Source organism: Faecalibacterium prausnitzii (assembly GCF_049532945.1).
Lineage (GTDB): Bacteria > Bacillota > Clostridia > Oscillospirales > Ruminococcaceae > Faecalibacterium > Faecalibacterium prausnitzii_N.
Map to the genome: position 1 here is coordinate 1,310,013 of NZ_CP186691.1, position 20,340 is coordinate 1,330,352.

17 protein-coding genes and 1 tRNA gene are annotated in these 20,340 nt (G+C 60.0%); 6 read left to right on the top strand and 12 right to left on the bottom strand.

The genetic code is table 11. The annotated features are described in order from the left end of the window. Positions 1-9 precede the first annotated feature (9 nt). Complete coding sequence (locus tag ACNQFG_RS06585; protein WP_055189802.1) at positions 10-183, bottom strand: hypothetical protein; 174 nt, start codon at positions 181-183, stop codon at positions 10-12. A gap of 111 nt (positions 184-294) precedes the next feature. On the opposite strand from ACNQFG_RS06585, the gene ACNQFG_RS06590 reads away from it, so the two are divergent. Together ACNQFG_RS06590 and ACNQFG_RS06595 are read left to right on the top strand one after the other, a co-directional pair. After that, positions 295-365 (top strand) — tRNA-Gln (locus ACNQFG_RS06590). Positions 366-707: 342 nt separating this feature from the next. Further along, complete coding sequence (locus ACNQFG_RS06595; RefSeq protein WP_423406381.1) at positions 708-3,452, top strand: Helicase associated domain protein; 2,745 nt, start codon at positions 708-710, stop codon at positions 3,450-3,452. A gap of 63 nt (positions 3,453-3,515) precedes the next feature. On the opposite strand, the gene ACNQFG_RS06600 is transcribed toward ACNQFG_RS06595, so the two are convergent. The 4 genes from ACNQFG_RS06600 to ACNQFG_RS06615 form a co-directional block, all read right to left on the bottom strand. Continuing rightward, positions 3,516-4,652 carry an aldo/keto reductase gene (locus ACNQFG_RS06600; protein WP_423406382.1) on the bottom strand — a complete coding sequence of 379 codons (1,137 nt, stop codon included), beginning with the start codon at positions 4,650-4,652 and terminating at the stop codon, positions 3,516-3,518. A gap of 18 nt (positions 4,653-4,670) precedes the next feature. Further along, complete coding sequence (locus tag ACNQFG_RS06605) at positions 4,671-7,046, bottom strand: YfhO family protein (RefSeq protein ID WP_423406383.1); 2,376 nt, start codon at positions 7,044-7,046, stop codon at positions 4,671-4,673. 47 nt (positions 7,047-7,093) lie between these two features. Continuing rightward, positions 7,094-8,113 (bottom strand): tRNA dihydrouridine synthase DusB, encoded by a 1,020-nt coding sequence (gene dusB / locus ACNQFG_RS06610; RefSeq protein WP_423406384.1) that lies wholly within the window; start codon positions 8,111-8,113, stop codon positions 7,094-7,096. 421 nt (positions 8,114-8,534) lie between these two features. Beyond that, complete coding sequence (locus ACNQFG_RS06615; protein WP_423406385.1) at positions 8,535-9,860, bottom strand: MATE family efflux transporter; 1,326 nt, start codon at positions 9,858-9,860, stop codon at positions 8,535-8,537. Between the two features lie 501 nt (positions 9,861-10,361). On the opposite strand from ACNQFG_RS06615, the gene ACNQFG_RS06620 reads away from it, so the two are divergent. From ACNQFG_RS06620 to ACNQFG_RS06635, 4 genes are all read left to right on the top strand, one after another. Further along, entirely contained in the window at positions 10,362-11,468 is a 1,107-nt protein-coding gene (locus ACNQFG_RS06620) for an ABC transporter substrate-binding protein (protein WP_423406386.1), read from the top strand. 90 nt (positions 11,469-11,558) lie between these two features. Further along, positions 11,559-12,485: an ABC transporter permease gene (locus ACNQFG_RS06625; RefSeq protein ID WP_423406387.1), complete on the top strand. Its 927-nt coding sequence runs from the start codon at positions 11,559-11,561 to the stop codon at positions 12,483-12,485. Between the two features lie 7 nt (positions 12,486-12,492). Continuing rightward, positions 12,493-13,311, top strand: coding sequence for an ABC transporter ATP-binding protein (locus ACNQFG_RS06630; protein WP_423406557.1), 819 nt, complete (start codon positions 12,493-12,495; stop codon positions 13,309-13,311). Positions 13,312-13,389: 78 nt separating this feature from the next. Then, the gene (locus ACNQFG_RS06635; RefSeq protein WP_223382087.1) at positions 13,390-13,851 is read left to right on the top strand and encodes a GNAT family N-acetyltransferase; all 462 of its coding nucleotides are present in this window, start codon (positions 13,390-13,392) and stop codon (positions 13,849-13,851) included. An 81-nt stretch (positions 13,852-13,932) separates the two neighbouring features. On the opposite strand, the gene ACNQFG_RS06640 is transcribed toward ACNQFG_RS06635, so the two are convergent. The 7 genes from ACNQFG_RS06640 to ACNQFG_RS06670 form a co-directional block, all read right to left on the bottom strand. Then, entirely contained in the window at positions 13,933-14,166 is a 234-nt protein-coding gene (locus tag ACNQFG_RS06640; RefSeq protein ID WP_423406388.1) for a methylenetetrahydrofolate dehydrogenase, read from the bottom strand. Positions 14,167-14,346: 180 nt separating this feature from the next. Then, positions 14,347-15,162: a TatD family hydrolase gene (locus ACNQFG_RS06645; RefSeq protein ID WP_423406389.1), complete on the bottom strand. Its 816-nt coding sequence runs from the start codon at positions 15,160-15,162 to the stop codon at positions 14,347-14,349. Beyond that, entirely contained in the window at positions 15,159-16,124 is a 966-nt protein-coding gene (locus tag ACNQFG_RS06650; protein WP_423406390.1) for a DMT family transporter, read from the bottom strand. The genes ACNQFG_RS06645 and ACNQFG_RS06650 overlap by 4 nt, the downstream gene beginning before the upstream one ends. Before the next feature lie 6 nt (positions 16,125-16,130). Continuing rightward, positions 16,131-18,128, bottom strand: coding sequence for a methionine--tRNA ligase (gene metG, locus ACNQFG_RS06655; RefSeq protein ID WP_005944502.1), 1,998 nt, complete (start codon positions 18,126-18,128; stop codon positions 16,131-16,133). A 385-nt stretch (positions 18,129-18,513) separates the two neighbouring features. Beyond that, positions 18,514-19,476, bottom strand: coding sequence for a transglutaminase domain-containing protein (locus tag ACNQFG_RS06660; RefSeq protein WP_207685601.1), 963 nt, complete (start codon positions 19,474-19,476; stop codon positions 18,514-18,516). Positions 19,477-19,538: 62 nt separating this feature from the next. Continuing rightward, entirely contained in the window at positions 19,539-19,841 is a 303-nt protein-coding gene (locus ACNQFG_RS06665; protein WP_423406391.1) for a Dabb family protein, read from the bottom strand. A 92-nt stretch (positions 19,842-19,933) separates the two neighbouring features. Beyond that, positions 19,934-20,251: a hypothetical protein gene (locus tag ACNQFG_RS06670; RefSeq protein ID WP_423406392.1), complete on the bottom strand. Its 318-nt coding sequence runs from the start codon at positions 20,249-20,251 to the stop codon at positions 19,934-19,936. Positions 20,252-20,340 lie beyond the last annotated feature (89 nt).

Sequence of the window (20,340 nt, forward strand, 5' to 3'; positions counted from 1 at the left end):
CTTCTGCGTTCAGCCGATGATCTCGTACTGGAAGTATTCGCACTTGATCTTGCTGCCGACCTCGATCTCCGGCGGCAGGAGCGCCAGCGCAACGGGGTTCAGCTCGTCGCTGGCGATGTCGGTGCGGCGCAGGTTGACATAGTCGCCGTCAAAGCTGACGACCTCATAATACCAGGGGCCCATAGACCATCCCCCTTTCGTTTTTCTTTTATCATAAGGGACCGGGCCGGTTTTGTCAACGATGTTTTTGCTTGACAAATGGGGAACATTCTACTATACTTATACTCACGACAATGCGCCATCGCCAAGCGGTAAGGCAGGGGACTTTGACTCCCCCACCGCGTGTTCGACTCACGCTGGCGCAACTGAAGACCGTCTGCTGAAGGAAACGTTCGGCAGGCGGTCTTTGTGTTTGCAGCTGCCTCCGGGGCGGCGGAACATTTCGCAGGCGGAGGCGCTGTGCTGCGGAAAAACAGGGTATTGCGGGAGGGCTGCGCTCGGTGTTTGTGCGGTGTTTCGTTTTGAGGATGCCCGAAGCTATGCCGGAAGTTGGTTGGGATGACCAAAAAATAATGGAAAAAATATCGTATTTTTTATCCGAAATCTTCTTTTTTGCCGGGAATGCTTGACAAGAAAGTGCTTTTTGCCATAATAGATTTATAAGAAAAATTCTTTGCAAGAAGATCGATCCTGGAGGTAGAAAAACGATGCCGATCAGTTTGAACAAGGTCAACGCGGAGGCATATGCAAAGGTTGCCGCTGCGTTGGAACAAAACGGAAAAGCGGCGGTGGAACATGCCACCGGCACGGGCAAGAGCTGCATTGCATGGCAGCTCATCGCGGACCATCCGCAGGCGTCGTTCATCTGGCTGGTGTACGGTGCGGCGCGGCTGACCCTGCGCAGGGAGGATGTCCGCCGCTACAACGACGGTGTGCTGCCGGAGAACCTCATCTTCTGCGACTGCGGTGTGCTGGCCGAGGCGTCGGCCGAGGAGTGGGTCCGGCTGGCCTCACGCAAGCCGGATTACCTGATCTTCGACTGCTACCATGAAGTGACGGCGGCCTGCTGGGCAAAATCGGCCCAGCGGCTGCTCCGTCTGTGCCCGGAGGCAAAGCTGCTGGGCCTGACAGTGCCCAACAGCACCGACCAGAAATGCCAGGCGGCTGCGGAACTCTTCGAGGGGACGGTCGTCTCCCGGATGACGGTCGGCAAGGGAATGGCGCTGGGCACCCTGCCGGTGCCGTCGAACTACGCCGCGATGCTCTGGCCGCAGGAAGGGCAGATGAACCTGCTCCGCGCCCGGATCAAGAACCTGCACCTGCCCGCGCAGACCAACGCGCTGAGCGCACAATACGATGAGATCAACTGGTCGGTGCGGCAGGCCGAGAACCCCATCGCCCTGATGCCCCGCGTCCTGACCGACACCCAGGGCCGCTATCTGGCCATCTTTGAGTCGGAGGACTACCTCGACGAGGTGCAGGAACAGCTGGAAGAGTTCCTCCGCACCGTGGATCCGAATGCCCATTTCTACCGTGCCGAGTGCGATTGCCTGCGCGACGCCGAGGCGGTAAAACAGTTCTGCACCTCCACCGAAACGGGGCCGAAGGTGCTGTTCTGCGTCAACTCGCCGGGCGTCCAGCAGCCCATTGAGGGGCTGGCGGGTGCCATTCTGGTCCGCGAGACCGGCGAGACAGGCCGGTTCCGCCAGATGCTCTGCCGGGCGTTGGTGGCCTGCGGCCGCAAGCCCATCCCGGTGTTCGACCTGACCGCCCGGTTCGACGGTCTGGGCAATGGCCGTGTGCTGCAAAAGGAATGCACTACCGCTATGCTCCGCGCAGGCAGCGAACACCCCGGTTTCCAGCAGCAGAAGCCCATGCGCCAGAGCTATCACCTGTACTGCCGCCTGAAAAAGGAACTGGAAGCCCGGTGGGAGGCTTTTTATGCAGCGGCGGCGGCTGTGGCTGCAGAGCGGGGCGATTTACAACTGCCCTATAACTATCTGACCGAGGACGGCCTGCCCTTGGGCCGCTGGCTGGAAACGCAGCGCCAGGTCCGGGCCGGGCAGAAGCCGGGCCGTCTGGATGCAGACCGCATCGCCCGGCTGGACAAGCTGAACATCGGTTGGAAGCAGCGCTCGGAGCTGGCCTGGGAAAAGGCCTTTGCCTCGGCGCAGAAGTACCGCGACGACCACGGCGACCTGCTGGTGCCGGTGCGCTACCGCGACCGCAGCGGCTTTGCCCTGGGCGAGTGGATCGTCTATAACCGCCAGCGCTACGTCAGCGGCAACCTGAGCCGCGCCCGCATCGAGCGGCTGGAGAGCATCGGCATGGTGTGGAACGCTTCCACCGACCTGTGGGAGCAGAGCTACGCCGCAGCCGCCCGCTATTATCTCGAACACAAAGACCTCGAAGCGCCCATCAAGTACGTTACGCCGGATGGCTTCGCGCTGGGCGTCTGGCTCAGCAGCCAGCGCAGCGCCTATAAGAACGGCGAGCTGACCCTGGAGCAGGTCGAGCGGCTGGAAGCCATCGGCATCAACTGGGTCAACCGGAATGTCCGCAAGTGGCAGGAGAACTTCGAGGCCGCTAAGCGGTACGCCGAGCAGTTCGGGGATCTGGAAGTGCCCTCCAATTATGTCACACCGGACGGCATCCTGCTGGGCAAATGGATCGCCCGCCAGCGCTATGCCTGGCAGAACCCGGACAATTCCAGCGCCCGCGTCACGCCGGAACGCAAGGCCCAGCTGGACGAGATCGGGATGGTCTGGGACAAATACGACCCCTGGCGGGAGCGCTTCGAGCTGGCCCAGAAGTATCGGGCAGAGCACGGAGATCTGGAGATCCCGCTGAATTATAAGACCGAGAACGGCATCTGGCTGGGCAGCTGGCTCTACCGTCAGCGTCAGTACCGCCGCACCGGCGACCCGCGCCTGGGTGAGGTGCACCGCCGCGAGCTGGACGAGCTGCTCAAGGACGAAAAGCCCCACAAGCAGAGTGCGGCACCCTCCGGCAAGGAGAGCCTGCGGGAGAAGAACTGGGAGCACAACTTTGAGGAAGCCGCCCGCTATGCCGAAGAGCACGGCAACCTGCTGGTGCCCTCCAATTACGTCACGGCCGGTGGGTTCCGGCTGGGCGTCTGGATGTCGAACCTCCGCGTTGCCCGCAAGACCCGGCCCGACTCCTTCCAGGTGACGCCGGAGCATGTGAAACGGCTGGACGGCATCGGCATGGAGTGGGACGCCCGCATAGCCAAGTGGGACCTGGCCTATGAACACGCAGCGGCCTATGCCAAGGCCAACGGCGACCTGCTGCCGTCGGCCACCTACCGCAGCGAAGATGGCTTCGGTCTGGGCGACTGGGTCCGCCGGATGCGCACGGCCCGCGCGGAAAATGACCCGAAGCTGACCGAGGACCGCATCCGCCGTCTGGATGCCATCGGCATGAAGTGGTAAACCATAAAGCAAAAATACCGTGTCCCCACGCCGGGGACACGGTATTTTTTGCTTGCGGGAAGATCAGAGTGCATCCAGTTCCGTTTGCAGCTGGGCCAGCGCAGTGCGGATGGGCAGGTGCTGGGGGCAGGCGGCCTCGCACTTGCCGCAGCGGACGCAGTGGCTGGCCTTTTCGGCATCCGGGAATTGGGCGGTCCACTGGTGCCGGACGGCGTCCGGCTGGCCGAACATGCCCAGCTTGTTCCAGATGCTGAAATTGTCCGGGATGTCCACCCCCATGGGGCAGGGCATACAGTACCGGCAGCCGGTGCAGCCAATCTTGATGCGGCGGTGCAGGATGCGGGCCGTCTCGGCCACAGCGGCATCTTCCGCCGCGTTCAGGGGGCGGAAGGGCGCAAAGGTGGCAAGGTTGTCGGTCAGCTGATCCTCAGCACTCATGCCGGAGAGGATCACATGCACATTTTTGTGGCTGCCCACCCAGCGCAGCGCCCAGGAAGCCGCACTGGCGGCGGGGTCGAGGGCGGTCAGCGGTGCCGCAGCGTCCGGCGGAAGGTTGGCCAGCGTGCCGCCCTTGATGGGCTCCATGATGATAAGCGGCACGCCGCATTCTTCGGTCAGCTGATAGCCCCGGTCACCGGAGATCTCCTCGGCACGGTCGTCCCGGTCCAGATAATTGTATTGCAGCTGGCAGAAATCCCACGGCTGGTCGCGCAGGATGTGTTCCAGCCCGTCCGCGTTGTCGTGGCAGGAGAAGCCGAAGTTCCGGATGCGCCCGGCCTTCTTCTCCTCCCAGAGCCAGTCCACGATGCCCAGCGCCTTGGCCTTGTCGTACCGTGCCCGGTGCAGGGAGTGCAGCAGGTAGAAGTCGATGTAGTCCACGCCCAGCCGCTCGAACTGACTGCGGTAGATCTGCTGGGCTTTTTCCAGCGAATCGCACAGCCACAGGGGCAGTTTGGTGGCCAGATAAAAGCTCTCGCGGGGCCATTTTGCGATGACCCGCCCCACGAACGGCTCGCTCTCGCCGCCGTGGTAGGGGTAGGCGGTGTCAAAGTAGTTGACGCCCGCGTCCCGCGCGGTGTTCAGCAGGGCTTCGGCCCGCACTTCGTCGATGCGGCCGTCCGGCAGGGTGGGCAGGCGCATGCAGCCGTAGCCCAGCAGGGAGGTGGTGATGCCGGATTTTTTCCAATGACGCTGTTCCATAGAACGCTCTCCTTTTCTTCAGTGCTTCCGCTTTTTCCGATCGTCCCAGGCAAAATATCTGGTGTAGAATACGAAGACCACGAGCGAAAGCAGCGTGACAGGCTTGCCCAGCCGGATGCCGTCCGGCTGGTAGACAAAATCAAGGGTGTTTTCCCCGGCGGGGCAGAGCACCGCCATCAGGCCCTCGTCCACCCGCAGGATGTCGGTCTCTTTGCCGTTGACCGTGGCCGTGAAGCCGTCGTCGTAAGGCACCGAGAAGAAGACGAGGTTCGGGGCGTCTAGCGTGATCTCAGCGTGGAAGCCGGAATTGGTCATCTGGAACACCGAACAGGCCGAGGTCCGGCGGTCGGCGCAATCCTGCACGTAGCGGTCGTAGGTCAGGTCGTTCAGCTCAGCGGCGGGCAGCGGCTGCAAATACTGGCTGTATGCGGCGGCATCCGCATCGGAGAGCACCAGCGCCCGCATCAGTAGATTGGAGCGGGTGACCGTCACGGTGGACTCGTAATCGTCCTCGGTGAGGTAGTAGTCGTAGGTGAAGCCCATGGGGACGTAGTTGGTGTTCTCGTAGAGGGTGTAGCCATCCTGCGTGTCGTAATAGGCCCAGCCCTCATCGGCCTCTTCGAGGAAGTCGGCCTGCCGGTCGGGCTTGGTGATAAGGTACTCCACACTCAAAAGGCCCCGCAGTGCATAATTGGAAAGCTCCGGCTCACTGCGCACATCCCGCTTGACCCCCAGCGCCGGGTAGAAGCTGAGGATGCTGGGGGCCGCCGTGCTGCCAAAATACTGCAGGCAGCTCTTATCCAGCCACATACCGATGTTGTCGTGGATCTTGTAGGTGTCGATGCGCCAGTCGCCCTCCGGCAGGTCTTCCTTCAGGGCCAGGGCGCTGGTGTACTCTTCCACCAGGTCGCTGTCGGTATACCACTGGCCGAACTTGCCAATGCCGATGTGGGTGATGCCGAACAGGCAGCTGAACGCCAGCACTGCCGCCAGCATCCGCTGGGGCAGGCGCTTGTCGGCCCGCCACCGCTGCGCGACCCAGCGGTAGACCAGCAGCCCGATGAGGGCAAAGCCGAACACGGCGGCGTACTGGCCGGGATTTTGCAGGACGCCCAGCGACCATTCTTTGGTGCTGGCATCCTGCACCGGCACCACCGCAAAGGCCACCGTGGCAATGACGAGCCCACTGATGTTCCGGGCCGGGCGGTCCAGCTCGACGGCGGGGTCTTCCAGCGCGTTCACGGTCATTGCGGCCAGCACCAGCACCGGCATATAGTACCAGCGCGCATAGTAGCTGGAATTGAGGGCGTAGAACGCACTGTTCAACACCGGCACCAGCGCAAAGACAGCGCAGGTGGCAACGATCCGCTTTTTGCTGTCGCCCTGCCGGTCGCGCCAGTAAGCCAGAGCACCGGCCAGACTGCACAGCGGCAGATAGGCCGACATGCTGGTCCACTTGATCACGCCCTCCGACCAGATGGAGGTCATATAGGGCGAGTCGGGCGGCAAAATCCAGCTCAGCAGGATGGCAAGGTACTGCTGGGGCTTTGCGTAGGTCAGAAAGCCCCAGCCGGAGGAAAGGTCGATGGTGCGCGGGTTCTGCAACAGCGAGAGGACGGCGGGCCAGAGGATGACGGCCCCCAGCCCCACACCGAGGAGGCTTTCGAAGGCCAGATGGACGAACAGCCGGGGCGTGAGCTTGAAATCCCCCGCGCTGACTTTACAGATGAAGTAGAGGAGCAGGAAGAGCACCTGCCCCACAAAGAAGAAGTAGTTGTTCAGCAGGTTGACGCCGACCCAGAACGCGAACAGCCCGTGCCGCCCATGGTAGACGGCCTCGTCCAGCGCCCAGAGCATCCACGGGAAGAGGGCCAGCACATCAATGAAGTGGTTGAAGAAGATGTTGTAGAGCCCCCAGCCGGAAAAGGCATAGAGCACCGCGCCCAGCACGGCATAGTTTTGGTCTTTCACGTAACGGCGCAGATACAGGTACGCACCGCCGCCCGCCACGGCAAACTTGAGCACCAGCAGCGGTACCATGAGGTAGGGCAGCCACCCCTGCGGGAAGAGCAGCGAGAACCAGAAGAACGGCGAGCCGTACAGGTAGAACGAATAGGCGTTCATCACGCCGCTGCCAAGGTCAGTAGCCCATGAGAAGGTATTGTGGACACTGCCTGCGCCGTCCGGGTAGCCTAGCCCCTTGAGGAAGCCGTTCATATAGCGGTAAAAGCTGATCTGCTGGCTGTTGAAATCGCCTGCATAGTGGAAAAAGCCGCCGTCCAGAAGATAGAATGGCAGGAAGATCAGCGCCGCCGTCAGCGCACACAGGCAGACCGTGAGCAGGAATTTGTTCTGTTTTTGCCCCAGAAGCCGGGGGCTGTGAGATGAAGTCATGGCAGAGAACCTCTTGTTTCAAAAAAAGTCCGGATCGTCCGGGAAGATCAGGGGAACGGCACCTCGCGCACGTCGTCCGGGTCGATGCCCGCTTTGCGCTGCTGGTCGAACACTGCCTCGATGAGGCGGTCGATGTCTTCCAGATGGGTCAGGGTGCAGCAGTAGCGGCGCAGATTGGCCGCACCTTTCAGCCCCTTCATATAGTGCATGGTCTGAGAGCGGGCCTGCGGCATGGCGACGAACTCGCCCTTCTGCTCCACCATCTCCTCCACCTGACGGTGCAGCGCATTCATGCGGGCCTGCAGATTCGGCTCTTTGGGGGCCGGGGTGCCCTCCAGCGCGGCGTTCACCCGCTCAAAGAGCCACGGGTCGCCCAGCGCGCCCCGGGCGATCATCACGCCGTCACAGCCGGTCTCTTTGACCAGAGCGACGGCGTCTTCAGCCGAGTGGATGTCGCCGTTGCCCAGCACCGGCACTCTGACGGCATCCTTCACCCGGGCAATGATCTCCGGGTCGATGCCGGGGGTGTACATCTGCTCCCGGGTACGGGCGTGCACCGCAATGAGGGCTGCGCCGGCCTGCTCACAGGCCTTGGCACACTCCACTGCAGTGATGTGGTCGGCATCCCAGCCCTTGCGCATCTTGACCGTGACGGGCCGGGAGGTGTGCGCCACTACCTGCTCGACGATCCTGCCGCAGCGGTCCGGGTCCAGCATCAGCTTGCTGCCTGCGCCGCCGGAAACGATTTTGGGGGCCGGGCAGCCCATGTTGATATCCACAAAGTCGAACTCGTACTGTTCGATGGCGGCGGTGGCTTCGCCCATGATCTCAGGCACTTCGCCAAAGATCTGCACACCATAGGGTGCACCGTTGGGTTCGGCCTTGAGCAGGCTCACCGTCTTGTGGTCGCCGTACACCAGCGCCCGACTGGACACCATTTCGCTCACAGTAAAGCCTGCACCGTGCTGGGCCATCAGGCGGCGGCAGGGTGCATCCGTAAAGCCCGCCATCGGGCCGAACACCGCCCGGTGCGGCAGGGTGATGTGTTGAATCTTCAAAGGTTCCATTGTGTTCCTCTTCTGCTTGACAAAACGATAAAAAATTACTATACTACAAATAGAGAAAGACGCTGGCTGCAAAATGGTCAGCTCCTCCTCGGCTCAGGTGTCAAAAAGAATGACCGCTTGCTTTGTGAGGGCAGAGGCGGTCATTTCTTTTTGCTGTTGGAAATCGTCCATGTAATCTGAAACGTCACAAAAACTGCACCGCCGATCACGGCGAGCAGCTGAAGCACTTCACTCAGCGTCATAGAACATCCCCCCTTCCGCGTTTGCGTCAGGGGAAGCAAAGAAGAACGCGTTCCCCCCAACGCTTCGCCGGGGAGAGGAGCGTGACCACCTGCATTTGCAGACAGCGCCTGTCAGCCAGATGGCTGCAAAAACAGTATATCATAAATGAAAGCACAGTACAAGCACTGTGCTTTTTGTGTTAGCTCTGTTGTTTTGCGCCGATCCTTGCCAGCAGCGCGGCCAGCGCAAGGCCGACGGGGGCGCTGATCCAGGTGGACAGCCAGAAGCCCGAAAAGCCGATGCGGGGCACCAGCAGAACGCAGGCGGCCAGATTCAGCCCAATCTGCCCCAGGTTCGAGACCAGATACAGCCCCATCTTCTGGGCACCGCGCAGCCGGGCCTCGCACAGATGCTTCTGCGCGGTGAACACATACGAGATGCCCTCAAAGGCCAGCATGGTGGAGCCGTAGGCGGCGGCAGCAGCGTCGGTGGTGAAGAGCCGAAGCAGCGGGCCGTTCAGCCCGATGCAGAGCGCTGCCACCAGCAGCGAGTAAAAGAACAGGATGCGCCGCCCCTCCCGCAGGCCGGTGTGCACCCGGTCCGGCTGCTGGGCAGTGGTGTTCTGGGCAATGAAAAAGACGATGGACTGCACGAAACCGTACACCGGCATCATCAGCAGGCTGGAGAGCTTGCCCGCGCAGGAAAAGCCCGCGATGGCCGCGACGCCCAGCCCGCCCAAAAGCCCCTGTTTGACTGTCGTGATGATGGTGCCGCTGGCCTGCTGCAGGGAGTTGGGGGCAGAAAGGCGGAAGATGTCCTTCGCGTAGTTTGCCTTGAGCATCTCCCGGCGGAAGGGCAGGCTCAGTTCGGTCCTGCGCAGGTGGGCCAGCATGTACCCCGCTCCGGTGATCTGTGCGGCGGCGGTAGCACCGGCCGCACCGGCGACCCCGAAGGGGCCGACGAGCGCCAGGTCCAGCACAATGTTCATCACGCTGGTGGCGACCACGGCCCGGAGCGGCGTTTTCGAGTCTCCGCAGCCCATGATGCACTCTTTGGTCAGGTCATAGAGCATCAGAAAGGGCAGGCCGACCAGATACACCCGCCCATAAAGCACCGCCTCGGCCAGGATCTGCTCCGGCGTCCGGATGAGCCGGAGCAGGGCGGGCAGGGTGAAAAAGCCCAGTGCGGTCAGGCCCAGCGCCAGTACAAGATCGACGAACAGCAGGTTATAGAGCAGCTCGGCCATCTCCTGCCGGGTGGCCGTGGGCCGGCCCGCTGCCACCAGCAGGCCGCCGCCCAGCTCCATGCCGCCGGAGATGAACAGAAAGAGCATCAGGATGGTGGAAGCATTGGAGACCGCCGCCAGCGCGTCGGCATCCAGCCGCAGGCCGATGATCATGGTATCGGCCACCGAATAGAACTGGGTGGCCACCATGCTCAGGATGATGGGCAGGGCGTACCGCAGCAGCGCCGGACGCACCGGCCCATGCAGCAGGGTGTTTTCGGTCGGATTCGTGAAGAACACCTTCTTTCGGAAAACTATAATGCACACAGTGTACGTTGTTTCACAAAAGAAGTCAAGGAAACGAAAACCGGATTCATCTGAACCATTGCATAGATGAAAAATTCCCTCTTGACTTTACACGAATAAAGCGTATAATGCAATCAAACCGATGAGGCGGAAGAGAACCTGCACAGCGCATCTTCAGTGAGCCCGGACAGTGAAAACGGGCGAGAGCGGGGCAGAGCTTCGTGGGCCGCCGAGGGCCGGGCAAATGGGCAGCAAGCCTTAGTAGCTTTGGACGGAAGTCTCCGTTACAGGACAGGGGAGTGTTGGCTCTCCGTGAGAGGCTCTGCAGTTTGCAAAGCAGGGCAAGCAAGGTGGCACCGCAGAATCGAACTTTACCGATCCTGTCCTTGTGGATAACACACAGGGACGGGATCTTTTGTTACCATAAAAAGGCCCGTTCCGCAAGTGGAGCGGGTCTTTTTTACTGCCGCCCGCTCCAGGGAAGGAGCAACCGCTATGAAAACCATGAACATGATCTCCCGCCGCAGCTTCCTCAAGGCCGCTCTGGGCGCTGCCGCTGTCTCTGCATTCAGCCTGACTGGCTGTGGTGGTTCGGCCTCGTCCGCTGCCTCCGGCACCGCCTCCAGCGCCGCCGCCTCGTCGGCAGCTGCTTCGGCAGAAGCGGGCCAGACCTTCAAGGTTGGCATCGTCAACTATGTGGATCATGCTTCCCTCAACCAGATCGTGGAATCTGTGGAGAGCCGTCTGGATGAGGTGGGCAAGGAAAAAGGCGTGACCTTTGATTATGCCGACTACTACGCAAATGCACAGGCTGACCAGTCCAACCTGAACCAGATCGGTGCCGACCTCGTAGGGGACGGCGTGGATGTGATCGTGGCTGTGGCTACCCCCACCGCCGCAACCATGCTGGCCGCTGTGGAGGATACCGATATCCCCGTTGTCTACTCTGCTGTCACCGACCCCGCCGCTGCAGGCTTTGACGGCGAGGAGAACATCACCGGCACCTCCGACGCACTGAACACCGAGGCCATCATGAAGCTGATCACTGCCGTCAACCCGGACATTGACACCATCGGCCTGCTGTACGACCTGAGTCAGGATGCCTCCACGCAGGCCATTGCAGACGCAAAGGCCTTCTGCGACGCCAACGGCATCAAGTACATTGAGAAGAACGGCACCACCACCGCTGAGGTGCAGATGGCGGCTGAGGCTCTGATCGCCGCCGGTGTCAAGGCCGTGTTCACCCCCACCGACAACACCGTGATGACCGCAGAGCTGTCCATCTACGAGACCTTTACCGAGGCAGGCGTGCAGCACTACACCGGTGCCGACAGCTTTGCACTGAACGGTGCGTTCGTAGGCTACGGCGTGGATTACGTCCAGCTGGGCGAAGCCACTGCCGACATGGTGGCAGAGATCCTCTGCGACGGAAAGACTACCGCAGACCTGCCCTACCAGACCTTTGATAACGGCATCGTCACCATCAATACAGAGACGGCCGCAGCATTGGGCATGGATGATAAGACTTTGGACATGATCAAGGAGGCCTTCAAGCCCTACTGCACCGAGATCGTGGCAGTGACCACGCAGGAGAACTTCTAAATCCATCTCATTTCATAAAAACAAGAGCGATTCCGTCACAGTGCAGCTGTGACGGAATCGTCTGTTATTAAAAAATAAGGAGTACACACCATGCTGGCGAGTATCTTTTCGCTCAACGTCCTACAGACGGCGCTGGAACTGGGCTGTATCTATGCCCTGGTGGCGCTGGCACTGTTCCTGAGCTATTCCATCCTGAACATCGCAGACCTTTCCACTGACGGCTGCTTCACGCTGGGCTGCGCCGTGGCCTGTCAGGTGGCTTTGACCGGCCATCCCATTCTGGCTCTGCTGGCGGCGATGGTGGCTGGCGTGTGCTCCGGTTTCATCACAGCCTTTTTGCAGACCCGCCTTGGGGTGGAGAGCATCATGGCAGGCATCATCGTCAACACCGGCCTTTACACCATCAATCTGGCCGTGATGGGCTTTTCCTCCACCATGTCGCTGGTCAAGACCGACACTGTTTTCTCGCTGGCCAAAACAGCGCTGGCCTTTACGGGCGGCTGGTATAAGCTGGTGCTGGCCGTGGTGGTCATTGCGCTGGCTTGTGCCGGGATGGTGGGCTTTCTGGGCACCCGGCTGGGCCTGTCCATCCGCGCCACCGGTGACAACGCTGCCATGGTGCGTGCTTCCAGTATTAACCCGGCTTTCACCATTACGGTGGGCCTGTGCATTTCCGGTGCGCTGACGGCTCTGTCCGGCGGCCTGCTGGCACAGTATCAGAAGAGCTGCGATATCAATGTGGGCACCGGCATGGTGACCATCGCACTGGCTTCCCTCATCATCGGCGAGACTCTGCTTGGTAAGCGCACCATGCTGCGCCGGATCATCGGCGTGGTGTTCGGCAGCTGCCTGTACCGTTTTATCGTGGCTGTGGCCCTGCGCTTCAATGTGCCCGCCGCCGCCATGAAGCTGGTGTCCGCCATCATCGTGGCCATCGCCATTTCGATGCCGGCCATCCAGAACCGCCTGGCCTTTGAAAAGCGGAAGCACGCAGCCCAGAAGAAGGAGGCGGTCTGAGATGGAAATGCTTCAGCTGAACGATCTGCACAAGACTTTCAACCCCGGCACAGTCAATGAAAAAGTGGCCCTGAACGGTGTCAGCCTGCACATGGAAGCCGGGGACTTTGCCACCATCGTGGGCTCCAACGGCGCGGGCAAATCCACCCTGTTCAACGCCATCACCGGCGGCTTCATCGCCGACGAGGGCAGCATCCTGCTGGGCGGACAGGATATCACCTTTGAGCCGGAGCACCAGCGCAGCAAGGTCATCGGCCACCTGTTTCAGGACCCGCTCAAGGGCACGGCACCCAACATGACCATTGAGGAAAACCTTGCACTGGCCTATCTGCGTGCCGGCACCGCGCCCCACGCCATCTTCTCCCGCATCTCCCGCAAGGACAAGGAAGTGTTCCGCGAAAAGCTGGCGCTGCTGGATATGGGCCTTGAGGACCGCATGAAGCAGCCGGTGGGACTGCTTTCCGGCGGTCAGCGGCAGGCGCTGACCCTGCTCATGGCCACCCTCGTCACCCCCAAGCTGCTGCTGCTGGACGAGCACACCGCAGCACTGGACCCCGCCACCGCCGAAAAGGTACTGGAGCTGACTAGGAGCATCGTGGCTGAAAAGAAGATCACCTGCCTGATGGTCACCCACAACATGCATCAGGCACTGGAGCTGGGCAACCGCACCCTGATGATGGATTCCGGCCGCATCGTCTTTGATGTGAAGGGCGAGGAACGCAGCCGGATGACCGTGGACGGCCTGCTTGAAAAGTTCCGCGAGAATGCCGGCAAGAATCTGGACAATGACCGCATCCTGCTCAGCAAGGTGGAAGCGAACAACTGAAAAGAAACTCAAAATGCCTTGTCTGGACCCGAAAGCGTGTCAGACAGGGTATTTTTGATACAACAAGGAGAAAGCGAGATGAAAATAACGATCCGTACCCCGCAAATGCAGGATTATGACCGATTTTCTGCTATTATGGATCAGGTGCAGCAGATGCATGTCGAGTGGCGGCCGGATGTCTACAAACCGGCTAGTCCGTTGATCACAAAAGGGTTGTTTGCTGAGCTCCTGAAAGGGGACAGCTGGTATATTGCCGAGACGGACGGCATCGTTGTTGGTGTTCTGGAAGTCTTCAAGCGCCATGTGGAAGGCCCGGCGCAGGTAACAAAGGATGTTTTGTTTGTCAGCACCATGGCGGTGGAGGAAGCGTACAGGGGCAAAGGCATCGGCCACCAGTTCTTTGAAAAAGTGAAGCAGCTCAAGGCGGAAAAGGGATGTGACACCATCGAGCTGCAGGTGAACGCCAGAAATAAAAAGGCGTATGAGATGTACCGGAACTACGGCTTTACGGAAAAGTCCATCAATATGGAACTGAAATAAGCAACAAAAAGAGCAGAGCGTTCCAGCCAGCTGGCTGGAACGCTCTGCTCTTTTTAATGCAATATACTGAAAACTCAGAACTTACTTCACGTATTCAACCGTGTACTCGAAGCCGTACTCTTCCTGCAGCTTCTTCACCTCGGCCTCGCAGTCCTCGATGAAGGTGGGGGCGTAGACGGAAGCGCCATTGTGGGCCTTCTTGTAGTCCTCAACGATCTGCTGCAGCTTTGCCCAGCCCTCGTTGGCCTTGTTCTGGTCGATGCTGTCGGGGAAGTTGATGATGAACTCGCGGTGCTTAGGAATACGTGCTTTCATGGTAGGTTCTCCTTATAACAGTTTGGATTTTGATTGTTGATTTATACAGAAGCTGATGTAAACTTCAGCTTTTGCAGGTGAAATGATGGGGTACAACCTCTCAGGCGCTTCGCGCCAGCTCCCCTACCAGGGGGGCTGGCATCGCGAAGCGATGACTGAGAGGTTATACGGCGTTAAACTTTACAACTGGTAGACCCGCCTTGCATTCTCAGCGGTCTGCCGGAACACTTCCTCAGCGGAAACTCCCTTGACCTGTGCGATGTATTCGCCCACATAGCGGATGAGGGAGCTGTCACAGCGGGTGCCGCGCACCGGCTCCGGTGCCATGTAGGGGCAGTCGGTCTCCAGCACGATGCTTTCCAGCGGCAGGGCGCTGATGGCTTTTGCCGCCCGCTTGGCACCCTTGAAGGTACACGCCCCGCCAAAACCGATGAACAGTCCCTGCTTTGCCAGCCACGCCGCATCGTCGGCACTGCCGGAATAGCAGTGGACGATGCCCTTGGGCTGGTATTTTTTCAGCAGGGCGTAAACGTCGGCGTGGGCGTTGCGGTCGTGCACGATGATGGGCTTGTCCAGTTCCAGCGCCAGCCGGATGTGCGCCTCAAACATGGCCAGCTGGGCATCCTTGGGCACAGGCCAGTGGTAGTCCAGCCCGCACTCACCCACAGCTACCACCTTGGGGTCCTCGTAATATGGGGCCAGAGCGCGCATCTCTGCGGCCCAGTCCCCGCCGTACACCGAGACCGTAGGAGCCGGGCCTTCCTCGCCGCAGTCGGCGGCGGGCAGCAGGCTTTCCGGATGGATGCCAACGGCAGCCACCACCCACGGGTAGCGGTGCGCCAGCTCCAGCACCCGGGGTGCATCCCCGGAGTGGGTGGCCTGTTCACACACGCCCACCACGCCTTTGCCGGGCAGGCTGTCCAGCAGGAAATCGCGGTCTGCGTCAAAAGCGCGGGCACTGTAGTGCGCGTGGGTGTCAAAAATGGGGCCGGTCATTTGCCGCCCTCCTTTTTGGCGGGGGCCTTGTTCACCAGCCAGATGCCAACACACACGAACACCAGCGCCGCCAGATACTGCCAGCGGAACAGGGGTTCGCCGTTGAGCACGGCGCTCAGCAGTACGTTGACCACCGGGTTCACGAAGCCAAAGATGGCAATGCGGCTGACCGGGTTGTTCTTCATCAGCAGAGCCCACAGCACATAGCCTGCCCCGCAGATGAAGGCCAGATACAGCATGACCACCATCGCCAGTGCGCTCTGCACATGGAGACTGCCGCCCAGCACAGTGCCCAGCACGAACAGTGCCAGACCGCCCACGAACAGGTTGATGAAGCAGACGGCAAAGCTGTCTGCTTTTTTGGTCACGGATTTGTTCCACGGGCCGGACAGGGTAAAGATGATGGTAGCGGCCATCATGCAGAACACGCCCCAGCCGCTGCCGCTGCCGTGGTTGCCCAGCGTGCCGATGAGCACGCCCGCAAAGCCGATGACACAGCCCAGCGTTTTGGCAGGGGTCATGCGGTCGGCGTTGCCGTAGATGAAGTGGGCAAAGATCACGCCCAGAAAGCTCTGGGTGCTGTTCAGGATGCCGCCAAAGGCACCCGTGAGCATGGCAACAGCAATGTAATAGAATGCGTACTGGGTCGTGGTCTGCCACAGGCCCAGAGCACAGCACTCCGCTGCCACTTTGCCGCGGGGGAACTTGGGCAGGCGGCTCTGCAGCAGAACACTGCCCAGCAGCACCAGAAAGCTGCCCAGCATGAACCGCACACCGGCAAAGCAGAAGATGGAGGCGGTGTTGCCGGTCTCAATGGAGAACAGCCGGTAGCCCAGCTTGATGAAGGGGAATGCCGAGCCCCACAGCACATTGCAGAAGATGGCCAGCAGCACGGCGAACACCGGCGTGCCGAAGATCTTATCCAGCCATTCCGCGCGGGAAAGCGTTTTGTTTTCCTGCATGGCGGCTCAGTGGATGCGGCTGCCTACGGGGGTGTCGTCGCCGTAGAAAGCGATGGAGCAGCCGCCGTCGGCGGTATCAGCAGCAAAGATCATGCCCTCGCTGACATACTTGCCCTTCATCATGGGGCGAGGTGCCAGATTGCACACAATGCCGATCTTCTTACCGATCAGGTCTTCCGGCTTGAACCACTTTGCAATGCCGGAAAGGATGCAGCGCTCCCGCTCGCCGTCAAACACGGTCAGGTGCAGCAGCTTCTTGCTTTCCTTCAGGTTCTCGCAGGCGCGCACTTCGGCCACACGCAGTTCCACCTTGCAGAAGGTGTCAAAGTCGATCTCTTCCTCGTGGGTAAAGTCCACGGTGCTCTCCTCGGCGGGGGCGGCAGCCTTCTTCTCAGCTTCAGCCTTGGCCTTGTTGGCAGCTTCGGCAGCAGCCTTGCGCTTCTCGTCCTCTTCCTTCAGGTGGGCAATTTCCTTTGCCACATCGATGCGGGGGAACAGTGCCTCGCCCTTGTGCACGGTGTAGGTCTCCTGTGCGCCGTAGGTGGTCTTGGTCAGGTCCAGAGCAGATGCGTCCAGACCCAGCTGTTCCATCATCTTGGGGGCAGTGGTGGGCAGGTAGGCGTTCAGCAGGATGCCGCACACGCGCAGTGCCTCGCACAGGTGGTACAGCACGCTCTCCAGACGGGCCTTGTTGGCCTCGTCTTTGGCCAGCGCCCAGGGAGCGGTCTCGTCGATGTACTTGTTGGCGCGCTGGATGACCGCAAAGATCTCCATCAGGGCCTGCGGGATGGTCAGGCTGTCCATGTCGGCCGTGACCTTGGCGGTCAGCTCGTTGACCATGGTCTCCAGCTCGGTGTCGATGGCTTCGGTACCGGCAACGTTATGCACGGTGCCGCCGAAGTACTTCTCGCACATGGCGACGGTGCGGCTGAGCAGGTTGCCCAGGTCGTTCGCCAGATCGCTGTTGATGCGGGTGATCAGAGCTTCGTTGGTGAACATGCCATCGTTGCCGAAGGGAATCTCACGCAGCAGGAAGTAGCGGATGGCATCCACGCCGTAGCGGTCGCACAGGATCACGGGGTCCACCACGTTGCCCACGGACTTGGACATCTTGCCGCCGTTCATCAGCAGCCAGCCGTGGCCGAACACCCGTTTGGGCAGGGGCAGATCCAGAGCCATCAGCATGGCGGGCCACAGAATGGTGTGGAAACGCAGGATCTCCTTGCCCACCATGTGCAGGTCGGCAGGCCAGAACTTGTCGTAGTCGTGATATTTTTCGTTGCCGTAGCCCAGCGCGGAGATATAGTTGCTCAGGGCATCCACCCACACATACATGGTGTGCTTGGGGTCGAAGGGCACGGGGATGCCCCACTTGACCGAGGTACGGGACACGCAGGTATCCTGCAGGCCCTGCTTGATGAAGGCGATCATCTCGTTCTTGCGGCTCTCGGGCTGGATGAACTGGGGGTTCTCCTCGTAGAGCTTCAGCAGGCGGTCGGCATACTTGCTGGTCTTGAAGAAGTAGGCTTCCTCGTGGGCGTCGTACACTTCGCGGCCGCAGTCGGGGCACTTGCCGTCCACCAGCTGGCTGTCGGTCCAGAAGCTCTCGCAGGGCTTGCAGTAGTGGCCGATGTACTCGCCCTTGTAGATGTCGCCCTGCTCATACAGCTTGGTGAAAATTTTCTGGCAGGACTCCATGTGGTAGTCGTCGGTGGTGCGGATGAAGCGGTCGTAGCTGACGTCCAGCAGCTTCCACAGATCCTTGACGGTGGCTACGATCTTGTCCACATACTCCTTGGGGGTCACACCGGCATCGGCAGCCTTGTCCTGAATTTTCTGGCCGTGCTCGTCGGTGCCGGTCAGGAACATGACATCATAGCCCTGCATCCGCTTGAAGCGTGCCAGTGCGTCGCAGGCGACAGTGGTATAGCTGTGGCCGATGTGCAGCTTGTCGCTGGGGTAGTAGATGGGAGTGGTGATGTAGAATGTCTTGTGCTCACTCATGGGGATATGCTCTTCCTTTCTATCGTGGCTGTGTCACAAAAAAGCTCCCGCCCTGCCGGATGTGCCGGACAAGGACGAGAGCCTGAAACTTTCGTGGTACCACCTTGCTTCGCCGCGCCCTTGCAAGCGGGGCCTTGTGGGCTGATGAAAGACCAGCCCACGCGCAGTAACGGGCGCACCCGTCGCAGGCTCAATTTTCACCTGCGCAGCTCCGAGACCATCTTCGGCATCGCGCGGCCTGCCCGGTTCCATCCTTCGGGCTTTCTGTCAGGTGCCTGCTGTGCATACTCTTCTCGTCAAAGCCAGTTTGTGTGTGTCAAAGGGGCATAAAATCCCCTTTGACATTATAATACGCAAAAACGGTGGGTTTGTCAATGAGAAACGCTCAAATCATCCGCGCGGCGAACAGGCTCTGATCCATGCGCTGGAAGAAAACGTAGTGGTAATGCGTGCCGGTATAGTCGGCGGGGCAGGCGGGAACGGCGGAACGATCCCATGACAGGCCGGTGGATGCGGCATAACTGTTATCCGACAGCAGGAAGAATGCCTCGAAGCCGGAAGAGTCATCGCCCTGCACATCCAGAATGTACCACTGGCCGTCGATCTTTACGGTGTTCCACTGGTGGCTTGGATTGGAAGCTGCCGCGTCCGCATGAACGTAGCAGCATTCCACTCCGATGGAGTCGCAGAGAGCTTTCATGGCGCGGGCATAGCCGGAACACTGCGCCTGCCGGTAGACCAGCGCACCCCACGCCGTGTTGGCACGGTTCTTCGACCAGTCGGGGGCATAGGAGCAGAACTGGATGAGGTAGTCCCGCGCAGCCATGACCTTATCAACGTCGCTCATGGAAGAAAGCGGCAGGCTGGAAGCAAAGCGGCTGACGACACCGGCCACCTGATCAAGTTCAGTCTGGTTCAGCTTGGGGCCGTAGACCGTTCCCGGTGTATAGTTCCCGGCAGGGTAACCGTTGCCCATCTGGGCCTGTACCGTGGCGCTGGCCGCATTCATAAAAGCGATGTCCTCGGTGAGGATGTTGTTGATCTCGGTCAGCGTGCCGGCATCCAGCGTGGCAAGATTCCCCTTTGCGGAGCCGGTGGCGTAGAGGTTATCCAACACAAGGTCAACACCGTCGTAGTAGGCGCGGACAGAATCTGAAACATTCTGTGTACCCAGCATGACCAGATAGGACTCGTGCAGGTCGGCGAAGTTGTTGTAAGCGTCGATCAGTGTCCGGTAGCTGGCCAGGACCGTATCGCCGGTGACACCAGCGGCCTGAACCGAAAGCGGACAAAGACAAAGGAGCATTGCAAGGAAAAGGGCTGTAACATTCCGAAGTGCTTTATTCATGATGCCATCCTCATTTCGTGCTATGGCTGCATCTCCGGGAGGATGCAGCTGGTGTAAGCATGTTAGACCTCGTAATCCAGGCAAACGCGGTTCTTGTAATAAGGCCGCACTTTGCTGTTGGCGACGGCGACATGGGCGGGATGGACGGAGTAGCCCTTGAGGGCCTCGGCGCTTTCAAAGGTGGTGTCCAGCATCAGGTCGGCGGTGGAAGAGGGGAGAGCGTCGATGTTGACGCGGATGTCCACCAGACCGGGGATCTGACCGGCCAGACCTTCCAGACCCTCCTTGATGCCTGCCTTGACGGCGGCTTTTTCGGCATCGGACAGTTCGTCCTTCAGCTGCCACAGGATCACATGCTTGACCATAATGAAAAAACCTCCTGCGTTTTTTCTCCATTGTAGCAGAGAACGGCAGAAGGAGCAAGAAAAATTTTGGAATGGAACCAGAGCAGAACGATTCAATCGGCGCTATGGTTCCAACTCTCATACGCAACGAGATAAAGAAGATCGCCCCCGATGGCAACACCGAAGAGGATGCGGTAGATCAGCGATGTAACAGGTGTGAAGGCTAAGATCAGAAAGGCGATGCTGTTGAGAATGTAAAACACGCCGTTCTTTTTCTGCCAGAAGGCGCGGTACTCCGGGTCGCGGTGATACTGGTTGAACGGCAGATCGAGGAACGGGTCTTTGCCTTGAAGATCCCGAATGCCGGAGATGAACCAGATAACGGTCAGCACAAGGTTGAACAGAGTGGAAGACGAGAAGAACGAATCCATACGATACACCTCCATCTTTTTCCACAAGTATAACATAGGAGAGTGAAAAAGCAAGGACGGGATTCAACCCGGAACGGAACATCCTGCCC

Coding starts and splice junctions, on each gene's coding strand:
- ACNQFG_RS06585 (WP_055189802.1), bottom strand. CDS start 183: ATGGGCCCCTGGTATTATGAGGTCGTCAGCTTTGACGGCGACTATGTC.
- ACNQFG_RS06595 (WP_423406381.1), top strand. CDS start 708: ATGCCGATCAGTTTGAACAAGGTCAACGCGGAGGCATATGCAAAGGTT.
- ACNQFG_RS06600 (WP_423406382.1), bottom strand. CDS start 4,652: ATGGAACAGCGTCATTGGAAAAAATCCGGCATCACCACCTCCCTGCTG.
- ACNQFG_RS06605 (WP_423406383.1), bottom strand. CDS start 7,046: ATGACTTCATCTCACAGCCCCCGGCTTCTGGGGCAAAAACAGAACAAA.
- dusB (WP_423406384.1), bottom strand. CDS start 8,113: ATGGAACCTTTGAAGATTCAACACATCACCCTGCCGCACCGGGCGGTG.
- ACNQFG_RS06620 (WP_423406386.1), top strand. CDS start 10,362: ATGAAAACCATGAACATGATCTCCCGCCGCAGCTTCCTCAAGGCCGCT.
- ACNQFG_RS06625 (WP_423406387.1), top strand. CDS start 11,559: ATGCTGGCGAGTATCTTTTCGCTCAACGTCCTACAGACGGCGCTGGAA.
- ACNQFG_RS06630 (WP_423406557.1), top strand. CDS start 12,493: ATGCTTCAGCTGAACGATCTGCACAAGACTTTCAACCCCGGCACAGTC.
- ACNQFG_RS06635 (WP_223382087.1), top strand. CDS start 13,390: ATGAAAATAACGATCCGTACCCCGCAAATGCAGGATTATGACCGATTT.
- ACNQFG_RS06640 (WP_423406388.1), bottom strand. CDS start 14,166: ATGAAAGCACGTATTCCTAAGCACCGCGAGTTCATCATCAACTTCCCC.
- ACNQFG_RS06645 (WP_423406389.1), bottom strand. CDS start 15,162: ATGACCGGCCCCATTTTTGACACCCACGCGCACTACAGTGCCCGCGCT.
- ACNQFG_RS06650 (WP_423406390.1), bottom strand. CDS start 16,124: ATGCAGGAAAACAAAACGCTTTCCCGCGCGGAATGGCTGGATAAGATC.
- metG (WP_005944502.1), bottom strand. CDS start 18,128: ATGAGTGAGCACAAGACATTCTACATCACCACTCCCATCTACTACCCC.
- ACNQFG_RS06660 (WP_207685601.1), bottom strand. CDS start 19,476: ATGAATAAAGCACTTCGGAATGTTACAGCCCTTTTCCTTGCAATGCTC.
- ACNQFG_RS06665 (WP_423406391.1), bottom strand. CDS start 19,841: ATGGTCAAGCATGTGATCCTGTGGCAGCTGAAGGACGAACTGTCCGAT.
- ACNQFG_RS06670 (WP_423406392.1), bottom strand. CDS start 20,251: ATGGATTCGTTCTTCTCGTCTTCCACTCTGTTCAACCTTGTGCTGACC.